This is a genomic window from Pseudomonas indica NBRC 103045, assembly GCF_002091635.1.
In the GTDB taxonomy this organism is placed as follows: Bacteria; Pseudomonadota; Gammaproteobacteria; order Pseudomonadales; family Pseudomonadaceae; genus Pseudomonas_M; species Pseudomonas_M indica.
Genome location: NZ_BDAC01000001.1, coordinates 460151 through 481688 on the forward strand (window position 1 = coordinate 460151; position 21538 = coordinate 481688).

A 21538-nucleotide genomic window follows, 5' to 3' on the forward strand; every position below is an offset into this window, starting at 1 on the left:
CCCATGCACGCTCTGCAAGCCAAGATTCTGGATTCCCGCCTGGGCAGCGAATTCCCGCTGCCACAGTACGCCACGCCCGGCTCCGCCGGTCTCGACCTGCGCGCCATGCTCAAGCAAGACCTGACCCTGGAGCCGGGCCAGACCGTGCTCATCCCGACCGGATTGTCCATCCATATCGCCGACCCTGGGCTGGCCGCGCTGATCCTGCCACGCTCCGGCCTCGGCCATAAGCACGGCATCGTCCTCGGCAACCTCGTCGGCCTGATCGACTCGGACTACCAGGGCGAACTCATGGTGTCCTGCTGGAACCGTGGCAACGACGCCTTCACCATCGCCATTGGCGAACGCATCGCCCAGCTCGTGCTGGTACCGGTGGTGCAGGCGCATTTCGAGCTGGTCGACGAGTTCGACGAAAGCCTGCGCGGCGCCGGCGGTTTCGGCCATTCGGGCAAGCAATGACACCCACCTCAGGACGATGAACGCCGGGGAGACACCGTGAAACTCTTCAAGCGCAGCGCCAAGGACAGCGGGGCGATCGCCGTGCCCAGCGAATCGGACAAATCCACCCGGACCGGCGCGGGCTTGCGCCCCCTGCTGCCCGGCCTGGCCGCCGCCGCTATAGGGCTGCTCGCCGCATCGGCCCTGCTCTGGTTCGGCACGCTCGGCAGTGCCCGCCAGCAGCAGCAGGCCCAGCTCGCCCAGGCCTGGGGCAGCAGCCAGGCCGCCGCTCTGCAACAGACCCTCGACCAGATCGGCGCGGACACCCGTGCCGCCGCGCGCAACCCGGCGCTGCTGCAAGCGCTGCAGAGCCAGGACAGCTCCAGAATCCAGGCGGCCGAGCGCAGCCTGGCGTATTGGGACGGCGTCGTCGATGCCTATATCAATCAACGTGGCCAGGCCACGCAGAACACCACCCGCCCCGCCCCGATGAACTTCGCGGCGCTGGACCTGCTGCAACGTGCCGAAAGCGGACAGAATCCCGCGCCGGAAGCCTATAAGGTCGGGCAGCGCTGGCTGCTCTACAGCGCCGCGCCGCTGCGCCTGAACGACAACATGCCAACCCAGGGCTCCCTGCTGCTGGTATTCGACCTGGAGCGGCTGCTGCGCGCCTTGCCGCCCATGCCGGCGGACATCGGCCAACTGCAGCTCACCCAGAAGTTCGGCAACGCTCCGGAGCAGGTCCTGTTGCAACGCGGACAAGGGCAAGGCAGCCCGTTCATTTTCAGCAGCGGCAACCCGAACTGGAAGATGAGCTTGATTCCGGGCCCGGCTCTGAGCCAGGTGGGCGTCTCGCCGGTCATCCTGATCATTGCAGCGTTGATCGCCCTGGCCGGCGCCCTGCTGGGCCTGCAACTGGTCCTGAGCGGACAGCAGAAGCGGTTGCGTGACGACGTTCTCCTTCTTGGGCAGATGATTCAGGAACTCTCCAGCGGCAAGACCATCAAAACTCCCAGCTTGAGCGTAGCGGCACTTGGCGCCCTGGCTCAGAGCCTGGCCCGCCTGTCCAAGCGCAGGAACGAGCCGGCGATGGCCAACGGCACCAGCCAGAAGACGGCGTCCAGCAAACCCGTCGAGCCCCCGCGACCCGCCAAGCCAAGCAAACCCGCCGAGTTGGTCGATCCGCTATTCCAGGACACTGACATTCTCGACATCGATATTCTCGACGAGGACCAGGACCTCCTTGGCCTCGACACTCTGGAGCGAGATTCCGCCATGAGCACCCAAGCGCCCAAGCTGCCCGCCAGCATCTTCCGTGCATACGACATCCGCGGCGTGGTCGGCGACAGCCTGACCCCGGAAACCGCCTACTGGATCGGCCGCGCCATCGGCTCCGAGAGCCTGGCTAAGGGCGAGCCGAACGTCTCGGTTGGCCGCGACGGCCGTCTGTCCGGCCCCGAGCTGGTGCAACAACTGATCCAGGGCCTGCTCGATTGCGGCTGCAAGGTCAGCGACATCGGCATGGTGCCGACCCCCGTTCTGTACTACGCGGCCAATATCCTGGCCGGCAAGTCCGGCGTGATGCTCACCGGCAGCCACAACCCGCCGGATTACAACGGCTTCAAGATCGTGGTGGCCGGCGATACCCTGGCCAACGAGCAGATCCAGGTGTTGCGCCAGCGCATCGAGAACAACGACCTGGCCAGCGGCGTGGGCAGCATCGAGCAGATCGATGTGCTCGACCGCTACTTCAAGCAGATCCGCGACGACATCGCCATGGCCCGCAAGCTCAAGGTGGTGGTGGATTGCGGTAACGGCGTCGCCGGCGTGATTGCGCCGAAACTGATCGAAGCCCTGGGCTGCGAAGTGATCCCGCTGTTCTGCGACGTGGACGGCAACTTCCCCAACCACCACCCGGACCCGGGCAAGCCGGAGAACCTCGAAGACCTGATCGCCAAGGTCAAGGAAACCGGCGCCGACCTCGGCCTGGCCTTCGACGGCGACGGCGACCGCGTCGGCGTGGTGACCAATGCCGGCACCATCATCTATCCCGACCGCCTGCTGATGCTGTTCGCCAAGGACGTCGTATCGCGCAACCCCGGTGCCGACATCATCTTCGACGTCAAGTGCACCCGCCGCCTGACCGGCCTGATCAGTGGCTATGGCGGCCGCCCGGTGATGTGGAAGACCGGCCACTCGTTGATCAAGAAGAAGATGAAGGAAAGCGGCGCCCTGCTCGCCGGCGAGATGAGCGGTCACATCTTCTTCAAGGAGCGCTGGTTCGGCTTCGACGACGGCATCTACAGCGCCGCCCGCCTGCTGGAGATTCTCAGCCAGGACAAGCGCGACGTGGAGCAGGTGTTCGCCGCATTCCCCAGCGACGTGTCCACGCCGGAAATCAACGTCAAGGTGACCGAAGAAAGCAAGTTCACCATCATCGACGCCCTGCAGCGCGATGCCCAGTGGGGCGAGGCCAACCTCACCACCCTGGACGGCGTGCGCGTCGATTATCCCAAGGGCTGGGGCCTGGTCCGCGCCTCCAACACCACGCCGGTGCTGGTCCTGCGCTTCGAGGCCGATAGCGACGACGAACTCAAGCGCATCCAGGACGTCTTCCGCAGTCAGCTCTACAATGTAGCCCCTGACCTCAATCTGCCGTTCTGACCGGACGGCGCCTGTTCCACTGGAGCCCTGCATGACCCTCAGCCGTGACGCCGCCACCCAAGTCGCCAAGGTACTGTCCGAGGCGTTGCCCTATATCCGTCGCTTCGTCGGCAAGACGCTGGTGATCAAGTACGGCGGCAACGCCATGGAGAGCGACGAGCTGAAAACCGGCTTCGCCCGCGACGTGGTGCTGATGAAGGCGGTCGGCATCAACCCGGTGGTGGTACACGGCGGCGGCCCGCAGATCGGCGACCTGCTCAAGCGGTTGTCCATCGAAAGCCACTTCATCGACGGTATGCGCGTCACTGACGCGCAGACCATGGATGTCGTGGAAATGGTGCTCGGCGGCCAGGTGAACAAGGACATCGTCAACCTGATCAATCGCCATGGCGGCAGCGCCATCGGCCTGACCGGCAAGGATGCGGAGCTGATTCGCGCGAAGAAGCTCACCGTGACCCGTCAGACGCCGGAAATGACCCAGCCGGAAATCATCGACATCGGCCATGTCGGCGAGGTGGTCGGGGTCAACACCGAACTGCTGAACATGCTGGTCAAGGGCGACTTCATTCCGGTGATCGCCCCGATCGGCGTCGGCGCCAACGGTGAGTCCTACAACATCAACGCCGACCTGGTGGCCGGCAAGGTGGCCGAGGCGCTCAAGGCCGAGAAGCTGATGCTGCTGACCAACATCGCCGGCCTGATGAACAAGCAGGGCGAAGTGCTGACCGGGCTGTCGACCGAGCAGGTCAACGAGCTCATCGCCGACGGCACCATCTATGGCGGCATGCTGCCGAAGATTCGCTGCGCCCTCGAGGCGGTACAAGGCGGCGTGACCAGCGCGCACATCATCGACGGTCGCGTACCGAATGCCGTGCTGCTGGAAATCTTCACCGACAGCGGCGTCGGCACCCTGATCACCAACCGCAAGCGCCACTGAATACGAATGCGCCATGAGCCGGACTCATCCGGCTCATGGCGTTCGATTTTCGGTTATTCAAGAAATACCGGACTGGCCCCGCCACTCCGCAGTCGACCCAAGCGCTTTAGCGAGCGCTTCCCCCCAGCAACTCACCGACGCGGATACGCTCCGCGGCGAAACTGGTCTCGGCCTGCTCACGCAGGGCCTGGTAGCGAGCAACGTCCTTCTGCAGACGCCGCTGGTCGCTCTTCACATTCTCGATCTGCTTGACCAGCTCTTCCGGAACCTGGCGGCCAGCCCGCTCGTGATCGGCAGCCTGACGCTGCAGGTTGTCCTGCTGGGTGCGCAGCGACTGGAGGTTGCCCCGGGTGACGCCGATCAGACCGTCCAGCTCCGCCAACCTGCGGCTCCTGGCGCGGTCGACGTCATCCACGCTGGTGTAGAGCCTCATCAGCTGAGCATCCGACTTGGCCTGCTCCTTGGCTTTCAGCATGCGCCGTACTTCTTCGGGTGTCGGCGCAGGCGGCACGACCCGGACCACACGGCCCTGCTCGTTAAGCACCTCATAACCCTTGCCGATGTATTGAGGCGGCACACCCTGCCGGTCCAGCACGGTCACCCCTTTGTCATTGACATAACGATACAGCTCGGCGGCACTCGCCCAGCAGGGCAGCAACAGCGTCAACAGCGCGGTAAAGCGGATCGCACCCTTGGTCATAAGGACTCTCGGTCGGTTGGCGTCAAATTCCGTATTGCGCGCGATAGGCCTCCACCGCCGGCAGATACCGCTTGAGCTCGGTGTCGCCGGCCAGGTATTCCAGCACCTGCTCCAGAGAGACGATGCTGACCACCGGCATGCCGAAATCCCGCTCCACTTCCTGGATCGCCGACAGCTCCCCCTGTCCGCGCTCCTGTCGATTGAGAGCGATCAGCACACCGGCGGCCTGGGCGCCTTGCGCCTGGATAATCTGCATCACTTCGCGGATCGCCGTACCTGCAGTGATCACATCGTCGACAATTAATACGCGACCTTTCAAGGGTGCGCCGACCAAAGTGCCACCTTCGCCGTGATCCTTGGCTTCCTTGCGATTGAAGCACCAAGGCACGTCGAGCTGATGTCGCTCGGCCAGGGCCACGGCAGTCGCCGCCGCCAGGGGGATGCCTTTGTACGCTGGCCCGAACAGCACGTCGAACGCGATACCGCTGTCTACTACCGCAGCCGCATAGAAGCGCCCCAGCTGGGCCAGGGCGAGCCCGCTGTTGAACAGGCCGGCATTGAAGAAGTAAGGGCTGGTCCGCCCGGACTTGAGAGTGAACTCGCCGAAGCGCAATACACCGCGCTCAATGGCAAAACGAATGAAATCGCGTTGATACGCCTGCATGAAAAAAGCCCCGGACGGCACGGATTTAGCTTATTGGGATGAGCTCGGGTATCATACACGCAGGTGTTTTTGGGGGCCATTTATGCGGATCATCAGTGTGAACGTGAATGGTATTCAAGCTGCCGCCGAGCGAGGACTCCTCAGCTGGCTGCAAGCTCAGAATGCCGACGTCATCTGCGTGCAGGATACCCGCGCCTCCGCCTTTGAACTGGACGACCCAGCCTTCCAACTGGATGGCTATTTCCTTTATGCCTGCGATGCCGAAGTGCCCGCCCAAGGCGGCGTGGCGCTCTATTCGCGGTTGCAACCCAAGGCGGTGATCAGCGGCCTCGGCTTTGAAATGGCCGACCGCTACGGACGCTACCTGCAGGCCGATTTCGACAAGGTGAGTATTGCCACCCTGCTCCTGCCCTCCGGGCAGGGCGGTGACGAGAACCTGAACCACAAGTTCAAGTTCATGGACGACTTCACCCATTATCTGGACAAGCAGCGCCGCAAGCGCCGCGAGTACATCTATTGCGGCTCGCTCTACGTTGCCCACCAGAAGCTGGACGTGAAGAACTGGCGCGATTGCCAGCAACTGCCTGGCTTCCTGGCGCCCGAGCGCGCCTGGATGGACGAAGTGGTCGGCAACATGGGGTATGTAGATGCGCTACGCGAAGTCACCCGCGAGGGCGACCTGTACAGTTGGTGGCCGGACAGCGAACAGGCCGAGATGCTCAATCTCGGCTGGCGCTTCGACTATCAATTGCTCACGCCCGGCCTTCGCCGCTTCGTGCGCAGCGCCCGCCTGCCGCGACAGCCGCGTTTCTCGCAGCACGCTCCGCTGATCGTCGATTACGACTGGATGCTGAGCGTCTGACCCCGACCGCATTGAAGGCGACCAGCGATAACCGATGACCATTACACCCGCCCCGGGCCTGCGCCCGGGGCGGGTCACGTCATTTCACCAGGCGCAGGCAGAAGGGGTAACGATAGGCCTGGCCTTCATTGGCCTTGATCCCACCGATGATGGTGAGCACCAGCGCCCCGATGCTTACCAGCGCCAGCAGCGGGAAGCCGATCACCACCAGCATCAGCAGGAAGCACGCCACCACGGCGATGGCGACGGTGATCTGGAAGTTCAGCGCCTCCTTGCCCTGCGTATCCACGAACGGATCGAAGTCCTTCTTGATCTGCCAGACGATCAGCGGACCTAGCAGATTGCCGAACGGAAAGACCAGGCCGAGAAAGGCCGCGAAATGGCAGAACATGGCCCACTGGCGAGCCTCCTGGCTCGGCATGGGGGCGGGAACCTGCTCGTCGTTCATTCGGCGCTCCTCGCTCAGTCGGCCAGTGCCGCGCGTTGCAATTCGAACAGCTCACGCACGCCTTGTTGCGCCAGGGCCAGCATGGCGTTCAGCTCTTCCGGCTGGAACGGCGCGCCTTCGGCGGTACCCTGCACCTCGATGAAACCGCCCGCGTCGGTCATCACCACGTTCAGATCGGTCTCGGCCGCGGAATCTTCCAGATAATCCAGATCGAGGATCGGCTCGCCCTGGTAGATGCCCACGGACACCGCGGCGACCATCTGTTTCAGCGGCTCGCCGCCTTTCAGGGTGCCGCGCTTCTTCAGGACCTTCAGTGCATCGGCCAACGCCACCATCGCGCCGGTAATGGATGCGGTGCGGGTGCCACCGTCGGCCTGGATCACATCGCAGTCGATGTAGATGGTGTTCTCGCCGAGCTTGGACATGTCCAGCGCGGCGCGCAGCGAGCGGCCGATCAGACGCTGGATCTCCAGGGTCCGGCCGCCCTGCTTGCCACGGCTGGCTTCACGCTGGGTCCGCTCGCCGGTGGCCCGAGGCAACATGCCGTATTCGGCCGTCAGCCAACCTTGCCCCTGCCCCTTGAGAAAACGCGGCACGCCGGATTCGACGCTGGCCGTGCAGATCACTTTGGTATCGCCGAACTCCACCAGCACGGAGCCTTCGGCATGCTTGGTGTAGTTTCGGCTGATGCGGATCGAGCGCAGCTGATCGGCGGTGCGGCCACTGGGACGCTTCATCGGGAAATACCTGTTTCGTTCGGATGGATACCTGCCCGGCATTATAGAGCCCCGGTCGCCGCGCGGACATCGCAGATTGGGCAGGCCGACGCACTGCGCTACAATCCTGCCCCTTTCGAACTGGAATTCCGAGGTAACCCCATGGTGCACAGCATGACCGCCTTCGCCCGGGCCGAGCGGGCCGGCGCCCACGGCACCCTGAGCTGGGAGCTGCGCTCGGTCAATCACCGTTACCTGGAACCGCTGCTGCGCCTGCCCGAAGCCTTTCGCGATCTCGAAGGCGCGGTGCGCGAGGCGCTGCGCCAGGGCCTGTCGCGCGGCAAGGTGGAATGCACCTTGCGCTTCGCCGAGGAAACCGCAGGCAAACCGCTGCAGGTGAACCGCGAGCGCGCCACCCAACTGATCGCCGCCGCCGAAAGCGTCTCTGCCCTGATCAGCCAGCCGGCTCCGCTCAACCCGCTGGAAGTCCTGGCCTGGCCTGGCGTGCTGGTGGCCGACGCAGCCGATCCGCAGGCACTCAATGCCGAAGCCCTGGGCGTATTCGCCGAAGCCCTGGCCCAGCTCAAGACCGGCCGCGCCCGCGAAGGCGCCGAGTTGGCCCGCCTTCTGGAAGAGCGCCTGGATAGCATTCTCGACGAAGTGGCCGCCCTGCGTACCCTGGTTCCGCAGATGCTCGCCGCCCAGCGGCAAAAGATTCTCGACCGTTTCGCCGAACTGCAGATCGAGCCGGACCCGCAGCGCCTGGAGCAGGAACTGGTCCTGCTGGCCCAGAAGAGCGACGTCGCCGAAGAACTGGATCGCCTGAGTACTCACGTCAACGAAGTGCGCCGCGTGCTCAAGGCTGGCGGTGCCGCCGGTCGGCGCCTGGACTTCCTGATGCAGGAACTCAACCGCGAAGCCAACACGCTGGGCTCGAAGGCATTCGACCCGCGCAGCACCCAGGCGGCGGTAAACCTCAAGGTGCTGATCGAGCAGATGCGCGAACAGGTGCAAAACATCGAATGAAACGGCACGTCATGCTGTCAGAGCGTGACGGCCATCGCGCCAACGCAGCGTGACAACCGAATACCGGGGCTGCCCGGACCACGAACGGACACAGTCCCGCCCACAGTCTTTGCAGGAAGATTCCATGCCCGCCACCACCGGCACCCTCTACATCGTTTCCGCACCGTCCGGCGCCGGCAAGACCAGCCTGGTCAAGGCCCTGATCGACGCCCTGCCCCAGGTCCGCGTATCGGTATCGCACACCACCCGGGGCATGCGTCCGGGCGAAGTGGACGGGGTGAACTACCACTTCGTCAGCCGTGAGTCCTTTATCGAGATGCTCGATCGCAACGAGTTTCTCGAACATGCCGAAGTCTTCGGTAATCTCTACGGCACCTCCCAGCGCTGGCTGGAGGAGACCCTGGCCGAAGGCTACGACCTGATTCTCGAAATCGACTGGCAGGGCGCCCAGCAGGTCCGCCGGTTGATGCCCCAGGCGCGCTCCATCTTCATCCTTCCGCCTACCCAGCAGGCCCTGCGCCAGCGCCTGACCAACCGCGGCCAGGACAGCGACGAGGTGATCGAGCGGCGCATGCGCGAAGCGGTCAACGAGATGAGCCACTACGTCGAGTACGATTACCTGGTGATCAACGACGATTTCGCCACCGCGCTGGATGATCTCAAAGCCATCTTCCGCGCCAACCAGTTGCAGCAAGGCTCGCAGCAACAGCGCCACGCCGATCTATTGAGCCAGCTTTTGGCATGAACCCACCGCGAGGCGATGTCCCGACCGCTGCTTGCCGCGCGAGCCGGGGCTTCCCTTAATGGTGGTGATTTTTTAGACTATCCAGTCCGCTCGCCCATTCGGGCTCGGCACTTTTCGCTATCAGTTGAGGAACACCATGGCCCGCGTCACCGTTGAAGACTGCCTGGAAAACGTCGATAACCGCTTCGAGCTGGTCATGCTCGCCACCAAGCGTTCCCGTCAACTCGCCACCGGTGGCAAGGAACCCAAGGTCGCCTGGGAAAACGACAAGCCGACCGTCGTCGCTCTGCGCGAAATCGCCGCCGGCCTGGTCGACTACGACGTGATCGCCCAGGACGACATCGTCGAAGAAGAGCCGATCTTCGCTGCCTTCGAGGACGAGGCCAACGAGGCCCTGTAACGCCATGCCCGGTCGAAGTCACGCGGCGCAGGGGCAAACGGTCCGGCAGGGGGTACACCCATGCCGAGCATAGATACCCTCGCCGAACGGCTGTCGACCTACCTCGGCCCGGACCAGGTCAACCTGGTCCGCCGTGCCTATTTCTATGCCGAGCAGGCCCATGACGGCCAGCGCCGGCGCAGCGGCGAAGCCTACGTCACCCATCCCCTGGCCGTCGCCGGTATCCTCGCCGACATGCACATGGACCATCAGAGCCTGATGGCCGCCATGCTGCATGACGTGATCGAGGACACCGGCATCGCCAAGGAAGCGCTGTCTTCCCAGTTCGGCGAGACGGTGGCGGAACTGGTCGACGGGGTCAGCAAGCTGACCCAGATGAACTTCGAGACCAAGGCCGAAGCCCAGGCGGAAAACTTCCAGAAGATGGCCATGGCCATGGCCCGCGACATCCGCGTGATCTTGGTCAAGCTGGCCGATCGTCTGCACAACATGCGCACCCTGGAAGTGCTGTCTGGCGAGAAACGACGACGCATCGCCAAGGAAACCCTGGAAATCTACGCCCCCATCGCCAACCGGCTGGGCATCCACAGCATGCGCGTGGAGTTCGAAGACCTGGGTTTCAAGGCCATGCACCCGATGCGCTCCGAGCGCATCCGTCAGGCGGTCAAGCGCGCCCGCGGCAACCGCAAGGAAATCGTCAATAAGATCGAAGAGTCGCTCAAGCACTGCCTGGAGCGCGAAGGGCTCGAAGGCGAAGTGATCGGCCGCGAGAAGCACCTCTTCAGCATCTACCAGAAGATGCGCGGCAAGCGACGGGCGTTCAACGAGATCATGGACGTCTACGCCTTCCGCATCATCGTCGACAAAGTCGACACCTGCTACCGCGTGCTCGGCGCGGTGCACAGTCTCTACAAACCGCTGCCCGGCCGCTTCAAGGACTACATCGCGATTCCCAAGGCGAACGGCTACCAGTCGCTGCATACCACCCTCTTCGGCATGCACGGCGTGCCCATCGAGATCCAGATCCGCACCCGCGAGATGGAAGAAATGGCCAACAACGGCATTGCCGCGCATTGGCTATACAAGTCCAACGAAGACGACTCGCCCAAGGGCACCCATGCCCGCGCGCGGCAGTGGGTCAAGGGTGTGCTGGAGTTGCAGCAGCGCGCGGGCAACTCGCTGGAATTCATCGAGAGCGTGAAGATCGACCTGTTCCCGGACGAGGTCTACGTGTTCACGCCCAAGGGCCGCATCATGGAGCTGCCGAAAGGCTCCACCGCGGTCGATTTCGCCTACGCCGTGCATACCGACGTCGGCAACACCTGCATCGCCTGCCGCATCAACCGCCGCCTCGCGCCGCTGTCGCAGCCGCTGGAAAGTGGCGCCACGGTGGAGATCGTGACTGCGCCGGGCGCGCGGCCGAATCCGGCATGGCTGAACTTCGTGGTCACCGGCAAGGCCCGCACCCACATCCGCCACGCCCTCAAGCTGCAACGCCGCTCGGAGTCCATCAGCCTCGGCGAGCGCCTGCTGAACAAGGTGCTGGCCGGTTTCGACAGCCACCTGGACAAGATTCCCGCCGAACGCATCCAGCAAGTGCTGGGCGAGTACCGCCTCGAAGTGCTGGAAGACCTGCTGGAAGACATCGGCCTCGGCAACCGCATGGCCTATGTGGTCGCCCGCCGCCTGCTGGCCAGTGACGGCGAGGAAGCGCCGAGCAGCGAAGGTCCGCTGGCGATCCGCGGTACCGAGGGCCTGGTGCTGAGCTACGCCAAGTGCTGCACACCGATCCCCGGCGACCCCATCGTCGGCCATCTGTCGGCCGGCAAAGGCATGGTGGTGCACCTGGAAAGCTGCAAGAACATCGGTGAAATCCGCCACAACCCGGAGAAGTGCATCCAGCTCTCCTGGGCCAAGGACGTCACCGGCGAATTCAACGTCGAACTGCGGGTAGAGCTGGAACACCAGCGCGGCCTGATCGCCCTGCTCGCCGGCAGCGTCAACGCCGCCGACGGCAACATCGAAAAAATCAGCATGGACGAGCGCGACGGCCGCATCAGCATCGTGCAGATGGTGGTCAGCGTGCATGACCGCGTCCATCTGGCCCGCGTGATCAAGAAACTGCGTGCACTCAAGGGTGTGGTCCGCATCACCCGCGTTCGCGCGTGACGGCGGCGGCAAGCTACACGTCGCAAGCCACGGCCCCCGGCTCTTGCAGCCCTTGGCTTGCAGCCTGTAGCCTGATCCGCCTTTATTTTGCAGCTTGCGGGGGGCGGCCATCCGTCTTACCGCTTGAGCTGCCTCTTCCAAGGAGTTCCCCATGAGCAAGAGCGTGATCAACAGCGACAAGGCTCCCGCCGCCATCGGCACCTATTCCCAGGCGATCAAGGCCGGCAACACCGTGTACATGTCCGGGCAGATCCCGCTGGACCCGAAGACCATGGAACTGGTGGAAGGCTTCGAAGCCCAGACCGTGCAGGTGTTCGAAAACCTCAAGGCCGTCGCCGAAGCGGCCGGTGGCTCGTTCAAGGACGTAGTCAAGCTGAACATCTTCCTCACCGACCTGTCGCATTTCGCCAAGGTCAATGAAGTCATGGGCCGCTACTTCGAGCAGCCCTACCCGGCTCGCGCCGCTATTGGCGTGGCTGCGCTGCCGCGCGGCGCCCAGGTGGAAATGGACGCCATCCTGGTCATCGAGTAAGCCCCTCCGGCGGAGCCCAAGGCTCCGCCGTTCCATTCTGGAAGGAACCCCATGCGTTACCCCCTCGCCCTGCTCGCCTGCGCCGCGCTGCTCGCTGGCTGCGCCAACCAGCCCAAGGACCCCAGCGGAGTCTGGATCAACCAGGCGGCCATCGATGCCGCGGCCGAAGGCCAGAGTCTCCGCGAAGCCCTGATGGCCTATGGGCCCAACCTCGAATGGCAGATCGACGGGCAACGCGGGATCGCTAGCTACAGCAATGGCTTCGAACTCGGTGAAGGCCAACTGGTACTCGATGACGGCAAGCGCTGGCGCGTGGATTTCTACGGCGACTACCACGAATACCTGCGCTTGAAAGGCGGCGAGCTCCTGCAGGAAGGCAGCGAAGTCTGGCCGGAGCAACGCTTTGCCCGTGCCGAACCGCGCGCAGGCGGTACCCCACCGGGCAGCCGCTTCGAAACGGCACTGTATGCCGCCTACCTCGGCGGCGACTGGTTGATCCGCGAGGGCCAGGGCAAGGGCGGACTGGTGCGCTTCCATGCGGATGGCCGTCTCGAAGGCCTGCCCGGCGCCGACCGCTATGCACTTTGCCTGGCCGGCGACTGCGCCAGCATGAGCGGCGAGAACGATGCCCTCTGGCTACAGCTCGGCGAACAGGGCCGGGAATGGCTGTTCAGGCGCGACGGCGACACCCTGGAAATCCTCGAAGCCCGCAACCGCGCCCAGTTCGATGAAATGCCGGACTACCATCCCGGCGCCCGTGCCTGGCTGCTGGAACGCGACTGATCACGACCAGCCCGGCTGCACGGCTCCAATCGCCAGCCAGCCGCCCAGTACCAGCAGCAGCGCGCCGCAGATCCGGTCGAGCAGGCCGACCCGGCGCCGCAGCCAGGTCCGCCAGCGCGCATGGTCGAGCAGACGGACCAGCGCCATATCCCAGAGCAGCACCACCAGCGTCATCCAGCCCATGCTCAAGGCCAGGGCCCAACCCGGCATGGCCGCTTCGCGCAGTACGCCGAACAGCCCGGCATAGAAAATCGGCAGCTTCGGATTGAGGCTGCTGGCCAACACCCCCTGGATTAGCCCGTCGGACCAGCGCCCACCCGCCCGCTCACCCTGCTCCGGCAATGCCAGCTCCCGGCGAGAGCCTAGGGCCTGGAGACCGAGCCAGACGAAATAGCCTCCGCCGATACCCTGGATGAGCCGCCACAGCCAGCCGCCTTCTCCCGGCAGCAGGCTCAAGGCGAGCAGGACCATCGACATGCTGATCAGATTGGCCAGGGCGATCCCGCCAGCGCAGCCATCGGCCTGGCGCCGGCCTTGCAGCAGCGCCGCCCGGATCAACAGAAAGAAATCCGGCCCTGGCGAGAGCAGCGCCGCAAAATGAGTACCGGCGACCAACAGGAACAGAGCGAACATGGACGACCTCCGCGAACACGGCGGACAGTCTCGATGGCGCGGGGTGGGAAGTCTTGGAGAAAACTCAGGTGATAGCTGTCAGGCCGGCATGCCCGCGCTGCGCCGGAAATGCCCCGGCGTCACCCCGGTGAAACGCTTGAAGGTGCCGGAGAAATGCGCCTGATCGTAGAAGCCGAGCGCCAAGGCCACATCCAGCAGTGGCTCGCCCTGCAACAGGCGGCGCTTGGCCTCGCGGACCCGCCGCTGCAACAGGTAGGTATGCGGCGGCACACCGTAGGCACGGCGGAAAGCGTCGATCAGATGACGCGGATGGCGCTGGACCAGCGCCGCCAGTTGTTCCAGGCCGATCGCCTCGGTGTAGTGCGTCTCCAGATAGTCGCGCAGGCGTGCCGTAACGCCGCCGTCACGGCTCGCCGGCACCGCCGCACGCAAGCCGCCATGGCGTACGAAAACCAGCTCCAGCACCGCCAGCAGTTCGCTCTCCAGGGCCAGGGCGTCATTCCTTTCGAATTCGGCTGCCAGCCGAGCCAACCCGGCGGCCACCGCGCCGTCATCCGCCGGGTTCAACTCGCGAAAGCCGCGCGGCAGGACCTTGCGCCCGAGCAGCACCGGCAGGCGCGCTTCCTCGATATAAAGCATGCGGTAGACCAGCCGCTCCGACTCGGCATGCCCGGTATGCGGCTCCTCGGGATTCATCAGCGACAACTTGCCGGCCGGGATGGCATGCCGCGCGCCACGGCACTGATAGCCGCCCACACCGTGCAGGATGGCGCCGATGGCAAACGCATCGTGGCTGTGGCGACCGAACGCCTGCCCGGAAAAATCGGCATGGAACAACTCCACCCCCGGCAACCAGGGCCGCGCCAGCAGGCGGTTGGCGCTCATCCGGCGCTCTCCAGGATCGCCGCGTAACCTTCCCGGTAGCTCGGATAGCGCGGCGTCCAACCCAGGGCGCGGGCCCGTGCGTTGCTACAACGCTTGCTGCCGGCCCGGCGCACCGTGGCCTCCTCGGCCCACTCGGTCACGCCCAGCCGGTTGCGCAGCCAGGCGACCACTTCCTGCAACGGCGCCGGCGCATCGTCCACCCCCAGGTAGCAATCGGCCAGGGCGGTGCCGGCGGCATCGGCGCGTAACAGAAAGGCCAGCAGCCCGGCGGCATCGTCGCGATGGATACGGTTGGCGAACAACGGTGGCTCGCTGGCCACCCGGTAGCCCTGGCGCACCTGATTGAGCAGCCACTCGCGGCCCGGCCCGTAAATGCCGGTCAGGCGTACCACGGTCGCCGGAATGCCGCTGGCCAGGGCGATCTGCTCAGCCTCGCGCATCACCCGGCCGGAATAGCCCTCGGCCTCGGCGGGCGAATTCTCATCCACCCACTCGCCGCCCTGCTGAGCATAGACCCCGCTGCTGGAGACGAACAGCAGTCGCCGCGGCCTCTGTCCCCGATGCGCCAACCAAGTCAGCACATGGCGAAGCCCGTCGATGTAGGCGGCACGATAGCCCGCCTCGTCGTGCTGGCTCGCCGCCGCGCTGTAGACCAGGTAATCCAGCACCCCCTCCGGCCAGTCCGGCGGACACTGCGGCGCCTGTAGATCGCCGGCCACCGGCAGGATCGATCGCGGTAGCGCCGCCACGTTACGGCGCACGCCATATACACGCCAGCCGTCGACGGCCAACGCCTCGCCGAGCCGACTGCCGACATCGCCGCAACCGGCGATCAGCATCGTAGGCGCCTGGGTCATGGTGACACTCTCCGAATTTTCGCCAGCGCGCAGTGTAGCCCGGTTGGTTCGGCGCTGTGCAAAGGCTATGCTTGGGCGCAATCTGATGGAAAAACACTATGACCCTCACCGAACTGCGCTACATCGTCACGCTCGCCCAGGAACAGCACTTCGGCCGTGCCGCCGAGCGCTGCCACGTCAGCCAGCCCACGCTCTCGGTCGGCGTGAAGAAACTGGAGGACGAACTCGGCGTGCTGATCTTCGAGCGCAGCAAGAGCGCGGTGCGCCTGACCCCGGTGGGAGAGAACATCGTCACCCAGGCGCAGAAGGTGCTCGAACAGGCCCAGGGCATCCGCGAACTGGCCCAGGCTGGCAAGAACCAGTTGGCCGCCCCGCTGAAGATCGGCGCCATCTATACCGTCGGGCCCTACCTGTTCCCACACCTGATCCCGCAACTGCATCGAGTGGCACCGCAGATGCCGCTGTACATCGAGGAAAACTTCACCCATGTGCTGCGCGACAAGCTGCGCACGGGCGAGCTGGACGCCATCATCATCGCGCTGCCCTTCCAGGAAGCGGACGTCCTGACCAAACCGCTCTATGACGAACCCTTCTACGTATTGATGCCCGCCGGCCACCCCTGGACCGGCAAGCACACCATCGACAGCGAGTTGCTCAACGACAAGAGCCTGCTCCTGCTCGGCGAAGGCCACTGCTTCCGCGACCAAGTGCTGGAAGCCTGCCCGACCCTGCACAAGGGCGAGGAAGCCAGCAAGCACACCACGGTGGAGTCCAGCTCGCTGGAAACCATCCGCCACATGGTCGCCTCCGGTCTCGGCGTTTCGGTTCTGCCGTTTTCCGCCGTGGACAGCCACCACTATTCCCCCGGCGTGCTCGAAGTGCGTCCGTTCACCCCGCCAGTGCCCTACCGCACCGTGGCCATCGCCTGGCGCGCCAGCTTCCCGCGGCCCAAGGCCATCGAAATCCTCGCCGACTCGATCCGCCTCTGCTCGGTGGCGCGCCCGCAATTAGTGGAAGAAAAGCAGCCGGCATGACCGAACTGGCGAGAATCCCGGTCACCACCCTGAAAGGGGTGGGCGCGGCACTGGCCGAAAAGCTGGCCAAGGTGGGGTTGGAAACCCTGCAGGACGTGCTCTTCCACCTGCCGCTGCGCTACCAGGACCGCACCCGCATTACCCCCATCGGCGCGCTGCGCCCCGGCCAGGATGCCGTGGTCGAGGGCACCATCGCCGGAGCCGATGTGGTCATGGGTCGTCGGCGCAGCCTGCTGGTCCGCCTGCAGGACGGCAGCGGCACCCTCAGCCTGCGCTTCTTCCATTTCAGCCAGGCGCAGAAGGACGGGCTCAAGCGCGGCACCACCCTGCGCTGCTACGGCGAAGTCCGTCCGGGAGCCTCCGGCCTGGAGATCTACCACCCGGAATACCGTGCCCTGGCCGGTGCCGAGCCGCCCCCGGTGGAACAGACCCTGACGCCCATCTACCCGACCACCGAGGGCCTGACCCAGCAGCGCCTGCGCGGCCTCAGCCAGCAGGCCCTGGCGCGTCTCGGACCGCACAGCCTGCCCGACTGGCTGCCCGAGGAGCTGGCCCGCGATTACCGTCTCGGCCCGCTCGACGAAGCGATCCGCTACTTGCACCGGCCGCCACCGGACGCCGACCTGGAAGAGCTCGCCGAAGGCCGCCACTGGGCCCAGCACCGTCTGGCCTTCGAAGAACTACTCACCCATCAGTTGTCCCTGCAACGCCTGCGCGAAGCCGTGCGCGCCCAGGCCGCGCCGGCACTGCCGTCGGCGAAGAAGCTGCCGCAACGCTTCCTCGCCAACCTGGGCTTCAAGCCCACCGGCGCGCAGCAGCGGGTCGGCGCCGAGATTGCCTACGACCTCAGCCAGCACGAGCCCATGCTGCGCCTGGTGCAGGGCGACGTCGGCGCAGGCAAGACGGTGGTGGCCGCCCTCGCCGCCTTGCAGGCGCTGGAGGCCGGCTATCAGGTGGCGCTGATGGCGCCAACCGAGATTCTCGCCGAACAGCACTTCCTCAATTTCAGCCGCTGGCTGGAGCCGCTCGACATCGAAGTCGCCTGGCTGGCCGGCAAGCTCAAGGGCAAGGCCCGCGCGGCCGCACTGGAACAGATCGCCGGCGGCTGCCCGATGGTGGTCGGCACCCACGCACTGTTCCAGGATGAGGTGCAGTTCAAGCGCCTGGCCCTGGTGATCATCGACGAACAGCACCGCTTCGGCGTGCAGCAGCGCCTGGCCCTGCGCCAGAAAGGCGTCGACGGCCGGCTCTGCCCGCACCAACTGATCATGACCGCCACGCCCATCCCGCGGACCCTGGCGATGAGCGCCTACGCCGACCTGGACACCTCGATCCTCGACGAACTGCCGCCCGGCCGTACCCCGGTGAACACCCTGGTGATCGCCGACAGCCGCCGCCTGGAAGTGATAGAGCGCGTCCGCGCCGCCTGCCGCGAAGGCCGCCAGGCCTACTGGGTGTGCACGCTGATCGAAGAATCCGAGGAGCTAACCTGCCAGGCGGCGGAAACTACCTTCGAAGAACTTTCCTCGGCCCTCGGCGAGCTGCGTGTCGGGCTGATCCACGGGCGCATGAAGCCGGCGGAAAAGGCCGCTGTGATGCAGGAATTCAAGGAAGGCCGGCTGCAATTGCTGGTGGCCACCACGGTGATCGAGGTGGGCGTCGACGTGCCCAACGCCAGCCTGATGATCATCGAGAACCCCGAACGGCTCGGCCTGGCCCAATTGCACCAGTTGCGCGGCCGGGTCGGCCGGGGCAGCGCCGCCAGCCATTGCGTACTGCTCTACCACGCCCCGTTGTCGCAACTCGGCCGCGAGCGCCTGGCGATCATGCGCGAGACCTGCGACGGCTTCGTCATCGCCGAGAAAGACCTCGAACTGCGCGGCCCCGGCGAGATGCTCGGCACCCGCCAGACCGGCCTGCTGCAGTTCAAGGTGGCCGACCTGATGCGCGACGCAGACCTACTGCCGGCGGTACGCGATGCCGCCCAGGCCCTGCTGGCACATTGGCCCCAGCATGTCAGCCCGTTGCTCGAACGCTGGCTGCGGCATGGTCAGCAGTACGGACAAGTGTGATACAACACCAGGGGCGCTTGTCGCCTGCCCGGTAGAGCCGCTCCAAGCTGGTTATACTCCGGGCACACGTTCTCCCAGCCGGACCCCGCTTATGACCGAAGCCGCCCTCGCTCCCGCCGCCCCGCAACCGCCTGCCATGATCCAGCAACTCTTGGAAAAACTCGGCATCCCCTACCAGGTACGCCGCGACCGGGTCGACCTGGCACCGGCACAACGGGCCCAGGCGGTGTTGCTGGAGGACGCGGTCGGCTCGCTGCTGGTGCTCTTCCCGCAGAGCCAGCTGCTCGATCTCAACCGTCTCGCCGAACTCACCGGGCGCAAGCTCGCCGCGGTCAAGCCGGACCGCCTGGAACGCATGCTCGGCAAGCACAGCCTCTGCGTACTGCCGGCGCTGCCGCCGCTGACCGTTTCCCCCTGCCTGTACGACGAACGCCTGCTGCAGGTGCCCTCGCTGCTGGTCGAGTCGGGCGAAGCCGGCGTGCTGCTGGAAATCGGCATCGACGCGTACCGCAACCTGCTGAGCAAGGCCAGCGCCGCACGCTTCGGCGAACCCCTGGAGAACATCCGACCGAACCTCGACCGTCCGCACGACGACCGCGCCGAGATCACCCAGGCCGTGCAGGCCTTCACCGCCCGGCGCATCCAGCAGCGCCTGGAAGAAACCATCGAGATTCCGCCGCTGCCGGCCACCGCGCAGAAGATCATCAAGCTGCGCGTCGACCCGGACGCCACCGTCGACGACATCACCGGCGTGGTGGAAACCGACCCGGCCCTGGCCGCCCAGGTGGTGAGCTGGGCCTCGTCACCCTACTACGCCGCACCGGGCAAGATCCGCTCGGTGGAAGACGCCATCGTCCGCGTGCTGGGCTTCGATCTGGTGATCAACCTGGCGCTGGGCCTGGCTCTCGGCAAGACCCTGAGCCTGCCCAAGGACCAGCCGCAGCAGGCCACCCCCTACTGGCAGCAGGCGATCTACACCGCCGCGGTGATCGAGGGCCTGACCCGCGCCATGCCGCGCGCCCAACGCCCGGAAAACGGCCTCGCCTACCTCGCCGGCCTGCTGCACAACTTCGGCTACCTGGTCCTGGCCCACGTCTTCCCGCCACACTTCTCGCTGATCTGCCGCCATCTCGAGGTCAACCCGCACCTCGACCATAGCTATGTGGAACAGCACCTGCTGGGCATCACCCGCGAACAGATCGGCGCCTGGCTGATGCGCTACTGGGACATGCCGGAAGAGCTGGTCGCCGCGCTGCGCTTCCAGCACGACTCCGAGCACCAGAGCGAAAACGCCGTCTATCCCAACCTGATCTACCTGGCCGTCAGCCTGCTGCGCGAGCACGACATCGGCGAGGGCCCGAAGCGGCCGTTGCCGCCGGAACTGTTCGAGCGTCTGGGATTGAGTCAGGAAAAGGCCGAAGAGGTCGTGCGCAAGGTACTGGATGCCGAAGTCGCCCTGCGCGAACTGGTGTCGCAGTTCCCTGGCGCCCATGGCTGATGCCGGCTGGGCCTGACCACCGCTCGTCGCTGCTGCGACGAGCGGGGCCCAATCACCTCAAGGCCGCACGGCGGGCGGCGAAGACTTCCGGCAGCAACGCCACGCAAGCCCCGAGCAGATCGCTCACTTCCGGCCGCTCGTAGAGTTCCGCATAGGCAGCCAACTGGCCGCTGGGCTGCTGGCGGTAGGCGTACAGCATGTAGGACTCCACTCCCTGACGACTGGACTCGCGCAGCTTTTCCGCCTGGCTGGCGGTCTGCTTGGCCAGCGCCACCTCGTCCAGGTCCTGATTGCGCGCCCACAGCGCCAGCAATGCCTGGGTCTTGCCCACCTCATAGCGCAGCAGCGCTGCCAGTTCGCTGGTCCGCGCGGCGGCGTCCAGGCGTTTGACCAGTGCCAGCCGCTCGGGACGCGGCGGACGGTCGCCCAATTGCGCCCGATACTGGGCCAGCCCCTCGGCGCCGCTCTCGCCCACCGCCCGCTCCACTTCGGTGAAGCGCCGGGCCAGCGGGCTGTCCAGCAGGCGCTCCGCCTCCTGGAGCTGCTCGGCATTCACCTGCGGCGCCAACCGGGCCGCCAGATCACCGCACAGCGTATCGGCGGCGAACGCCTCGCCGAGCCGGGCCTGCTGCTCGGCGGGAAAGCCGTTCTGCAGGAGTGGCGCGGCCTGTTCGCAGAGCAGCCGGACACCGGCCAAGTCCAAGAACCGGGCCAGCGCCAGGGGGGCGACGGGGGAAGGTGAAACGGCCGAAGCACCGGGCTTCGCCGAAGTGGATTCGGCCGCTTGAACGGGCAGACCGGGCAGCAGGGCCAGGAGCAGAAAGAGAGCACGCATGCGGGCAGGCTTCACCGAGAAGATTGCGCCACAGCCTAACGGGACCGCCCGCCCGCGGCAAACCTCGAGCGGGGTTCCTGTGAAACGGGCCGCGCGGTCAGGCGGCTTTCTTTTCGGCGGGCTTTTTCTTCGGCACCAGGTACTTGGTCAAGCCCTGGAACCACATCACCAGCGCCGGGTTGCCCTGGATCTGGATGTCCTTGTTCTGGATGCCCTGCATGAAGGCCAGTTGCTTGTTCTTAGCGGTCATGGTCGCGAAGCCGTAGGCCCCATCCTTGAAGCCGAGGGAGAACGCCGGCTCCCGGGCGGGGCCGCGCTTGCTCTGGATGCGCTGGTCCTTGACGATGAAATGACGGGCGATCTTCCCGTCCAGGGTGTGCAACTGGAACGTCAGGTCCTTGCCTGCCAGTTGCTGCTGGAAATCGGGATTGTCGCGGCTGGCCTTGGCCATCAGGCGGCCCAGCATCCAGAGAAGAAAGCGGAATTTCATGCGCACAGCCTCGGGCGGGTAAGAAAAGGCGGCGCATTGTAGCGGTTTGCGGAAGGGACTACACCGACCTTTCAGTGGGTGACCGGCGGTTCGGCGAGGAGCCCGGAACCCTGGGGCTCCGGGCTCGTGTCATTCAGTTGGCGGCGCCGT

The 21538-nt window shown here is 65.5% G+C and carries 22 protein-coding genes; 13 read left to right on the forward strand and 9 right to left on the reverse strand.

Annotation, left to right across the window (positions count from 1 at the left end):
- Positions 1 to 3 precede the first annotated feature (3 nt).
- The 3 genes from dut to argB all read left to right on the forward strand — a co-directional run bounded on the left by dut (position 4) and on the right by argB (position 4039).
- Positions 4 to 459, forward strand: a complete 456-nt coding sequence (gene dut / locus PIN01S_RS02060; RefSeq protein WP_084333390.1) for a dUTP diphosphatase — start codon at positions 4 to 6, stop codon at positions 457 to 459.
- A 1254-nt stretch (positions 460 to 1713) separates the two neighbouring features.
- The gene (algC, locus tag PIN01S_RS26895; RefSeq protein WP_212633049.1) at positions 1714 to 3102 is read left to right on the forward strand and encodes a phosphomannomutase/phosphoglucomutase; all 1389 of its coding nucleotides are present in this window, start codon (positions 1714 to 1716) and stop codon (positions 3100 to 3102) included.
- A gap of 31 nt (positions 3103 to 3133) precedes the next feature.
- Complete coding sequence (gene argB, locus PIN01S_RS02070) at positions 3134 to 4039, forward strand: acetylglutamate kinase (protein ID WP_084333394.1); 906 nt, start codon at positions 3134 to 3136, stop codon at positions 4037 to 4039.
- 106 nt (positions 4040 to 4145) lie between these two features.
- On the opposite strand, the gene PIN01S_RS02075 is transcribed toward argB, so the two are convergent.
- Positions 4146 to 4739: a DUF4124 domain-containing protein gene (locus tag PIN01S_RS02075; protein WP_084333396.1), complete on the reverse strand. Its 594-nt coding sequence runs from the start codon at positions 4737 to 4739 to the stop codon at positions 4146 to 4148.
- Between the two features lie 22 nt (positions 4740 to 4761).
- On the reverse strand, positions 4762 to 5403 hold the full coding sequence (gene pyrE, locus PIN01S_RS02080; protein ID WP_084333398.1) for an orotate phosphoribosyltransferase: 642 nt from the start codon (positions 5401 to 5403) through the stop codon (positions 4762 to 4764).
- 82 nt (positions 5404 to 5485) lie between these two features.
- On the opposite strand from pyrE, the gene crc reads away from it, so the two are divergent.
- Positions 5486 to 6265, forward strand: coding sequence for a catabolite repression control protein Crc (gene crc, locus PIN01S_RS02085; RefSeq protein WP_084333400.1), 780 nt, complete (start codon positions 5486 to 5488; stop codon positions 6263 to 6265).
- 79 nt (positions 6266 to 6344) lie between these two features.
- Here crc and PIN01S_RS02090 read toward each other — a convergent pair whose 3' ends face one another.
- Positions 6345 to 6713: a DUF4870 domain-containing protein gene (locus tag PIN01S_RS02090; RefSeq protein WP_084333402.1), complete on the reverse strand. Its 369-nt coding sequence runs from the start codon at positions 6711 to 6713 to the stop codon at positions 6345 to 6347.
- A gap of 14 nt (positions 6714 to 6727) precedes the next feature.
- The gene (gene rph / locus PIN01S_RS02095) at positions 6728 to 7450 is read right to left on the reverse strand and encodes a ribonuclease PH (RefSeq protein ID WP_084333404.1); all 723 of its coding nucleotides are present in this window, start codon (positions 7448 to 7450) and stop codon (positions 6728 to 6730) included.
- Positions 7451 to 7591: 141 nt separating this feature from the next.
- Here rph and PIN01S_RS02100 point away from each other — a divergent pair, with 141 nt between their 5' ends.
- The 6 genes from PIN01S_RS02100 to PIN01S_RS02125 all read left to right on the forward strand — a co-directional run bounded on the left by PIN01S_RS02100 (position 7592) and on the right by PIN01S_RS02125 (position 13084).
- A complete protein-coding gene (locus PIN01S_RS02100; RefSeq protein WP_084333406.1) occupies positions 7592 to 8455 on the forward strand; it encodes a YicC/YloC family endoribonuclease in 864 nt (287 codons plus the stop codon).
- Positions 8456 to 8579: 124 nt separating this feature from the next.
- Positions 8580 to 9200, forward strand: coding sequence for a guanylate kinase (gene gmk, locus PIN01S_RS02105; protein ID WP_084333408.1), 621 nt, complete (start codon positions 8580 to 8582; stop codon positions 9198 to 9200).
- A 136-nt stretch (positions 9201 to 9336) separates the two neighbouring features.
- Positions 9337 to 9600 carry a DNA-directed RNA polymerase subunit omega gene (rpoZ, locus tag PIN01S_RS02110; RefSeq protein ID WP_084333410.1) on the forward strand — a complete coding sequence of 88 codons (264 nt, stop codon included), beginning with the start codon at positions 9337 to 9339 and terminating at the stop codon, positions 9598 to 9600.
- Between the two features lie 60 nt (positions 9601 to 9660).
- A complete protein-coding gene (spoT, locus tag PIN01S_RS02115) occupies positions 9661 to 11769 on the forward strand; it encodes a bifunctional GTP diphosphokinase/guanosine-3',5'-bis pyrophosphate 3'-pyrophosphohydrolase (protein WP_084333412.1) in 2109 nt (702 codons plus the stop codon).
- A 151-nt stretch (positions 11770 to 11920) separates the two neighbouring features.
- Positions 11921 to 12301, forward strand: coding sequence for a RidA family protein (ridA, locus tag PIN01S_RS02120; RefSeq protein ID WP_084333414.1), 381 nt, complete (start codon positions 11921 to 11923; stop codon positions 12299 to 12301).
- Positions 12302 to 12352: 51 nt separating this feature from the next.
- Complete coding sequence (locus PIN01S_RS02125; protein WP_084333416.1) at positions 12353 to 13084, forward strand: hypothetical protein; 732 nt, start codon at positions 12353 to 12355, stop codon at positions 13082 to 13084.
- Here PIN01S_RS02125 and PIN01S_RS02130 read toward each other — a convergent pair whose 3' ends face one another.
- From PIN01S_RS02130 to PIN01S_RS02140, 3 genes are all read right to left on the reverse strand, one after another.
- Positions 13085 to 13717: a LysE family translocator gene (locus PIN01S_RS02130; protein WP_084333418.1), complete on the reverse strand. Its 633-nt coding sequence runs from the start codon at positions 13715 to 13717 to the stop codon at positions 13085 to 13087.
- 78 nt (positions 13718 to 13795) lie between these two features.
- The gene (locus PIN01S_RS02135) at positions 13796 to 14602 is read right to left on the reverse strand and encodes a helix-turn-helix transcriptional regulator (protein WP_084333420.1); all 807 of its coding nucleotides are present in this window, start codon (positions 14600 to 14602) and stop codon (positions 13796 to 13798) included.
- Positions 14599 to 15459 carry an NAD-dependent epimerase/dehydratase family protein gene (locus PIN01S_RS02140; protein WP_084333421.1) on the reverse strand — a complete coding sequence of 287 codons (861 nt, stop codon included), beginning with the start codon at positions 15457 to 15459 and terminating at the stop codon, positions 14599 to 14601. The genes PIN01S_RS02135 and PIN01S_RS02140 overlap by 4 nt, the downstream gene beginning before the upstream one ends.
- A 98-nt stretch (positions 15460 to 15557) precedes the next feature.
- Between PIN01S_RS02140 and PIN01S_RS02145 the strand changes: the two genes are divergently transcribed.
- From PIN01S_RS02145 to PIN01S_RS02155, 3 genes are all read left to right on the forward strand, one after another.
- Positions 15558 to 16493, forward strand: a complete 936-nt coding sequence (locus tag PIN01S_RS02145; protein ID WP_084333422.1) for a hydrogen peroxide-inducible genes activator — start codon at positions 15558 to 15560, stop codon at positions 16491 to 16493.
- Positions 16490 to 18565 (forward strand): ATP-dependent DNA helicase RecG, encoded by a 2076-nt coding sequence (gene recG, locus PIN01S_RS02150; RefSeq protein ID WP_084333424.1) that lies wholly within the window; start codon positions 16490 to 16492, stop codon positions 18563 to 18565. Before PIN01S_RS02145 ends, recG begins: the two co-directional genes overlap by 4 nt.
- 91 nt (positions 18566 to 18656) lie before the next feature.
- On the forward strand, positions 18657 to 20063 hold the full coding sequence (locus tag PIN01S_RS02155) for an aminoacyl-tRNA deacylase and HDOD domain-containing protein (protein ID WP_084333426.1): 1407 nt from the start codon (positions 18657 to 18659) through the stop codon (positions 20061 to 20063).
- A gap of 52 nt (positions 20064 to 20115) precedes the next feature.
- On the opposite strand, the gene PIN01S_RS02160 is transcribed toward PIN01S_RS02155, so the two are convergent.
- Positions 20116 to 20898, reverse strand: a complete 783-nt coding sequence (locus PIN01S_RS02160; RefSeq protein ID WP_084333428.1) for a hypothetical protein — start codon at positions 20896 to 20898, stop codon at positions 20116 to 20118.
- Positions 20899 to 20995: 97 nt separating this feature from the next.
- Complete coding sequence (locus tag PIN01S_RS02165; RefSeq protein ID WP_084333430.1) at positions 20996 to 21388, reverse strand: SCP2 sterol-binding domain-containing protein; 393 nt, start codon at positions 21386 to 21388, stop codon at positions 20996 to 20998.
- Positions 21389 to 21538: the final 150 nt, after the last annotated feature.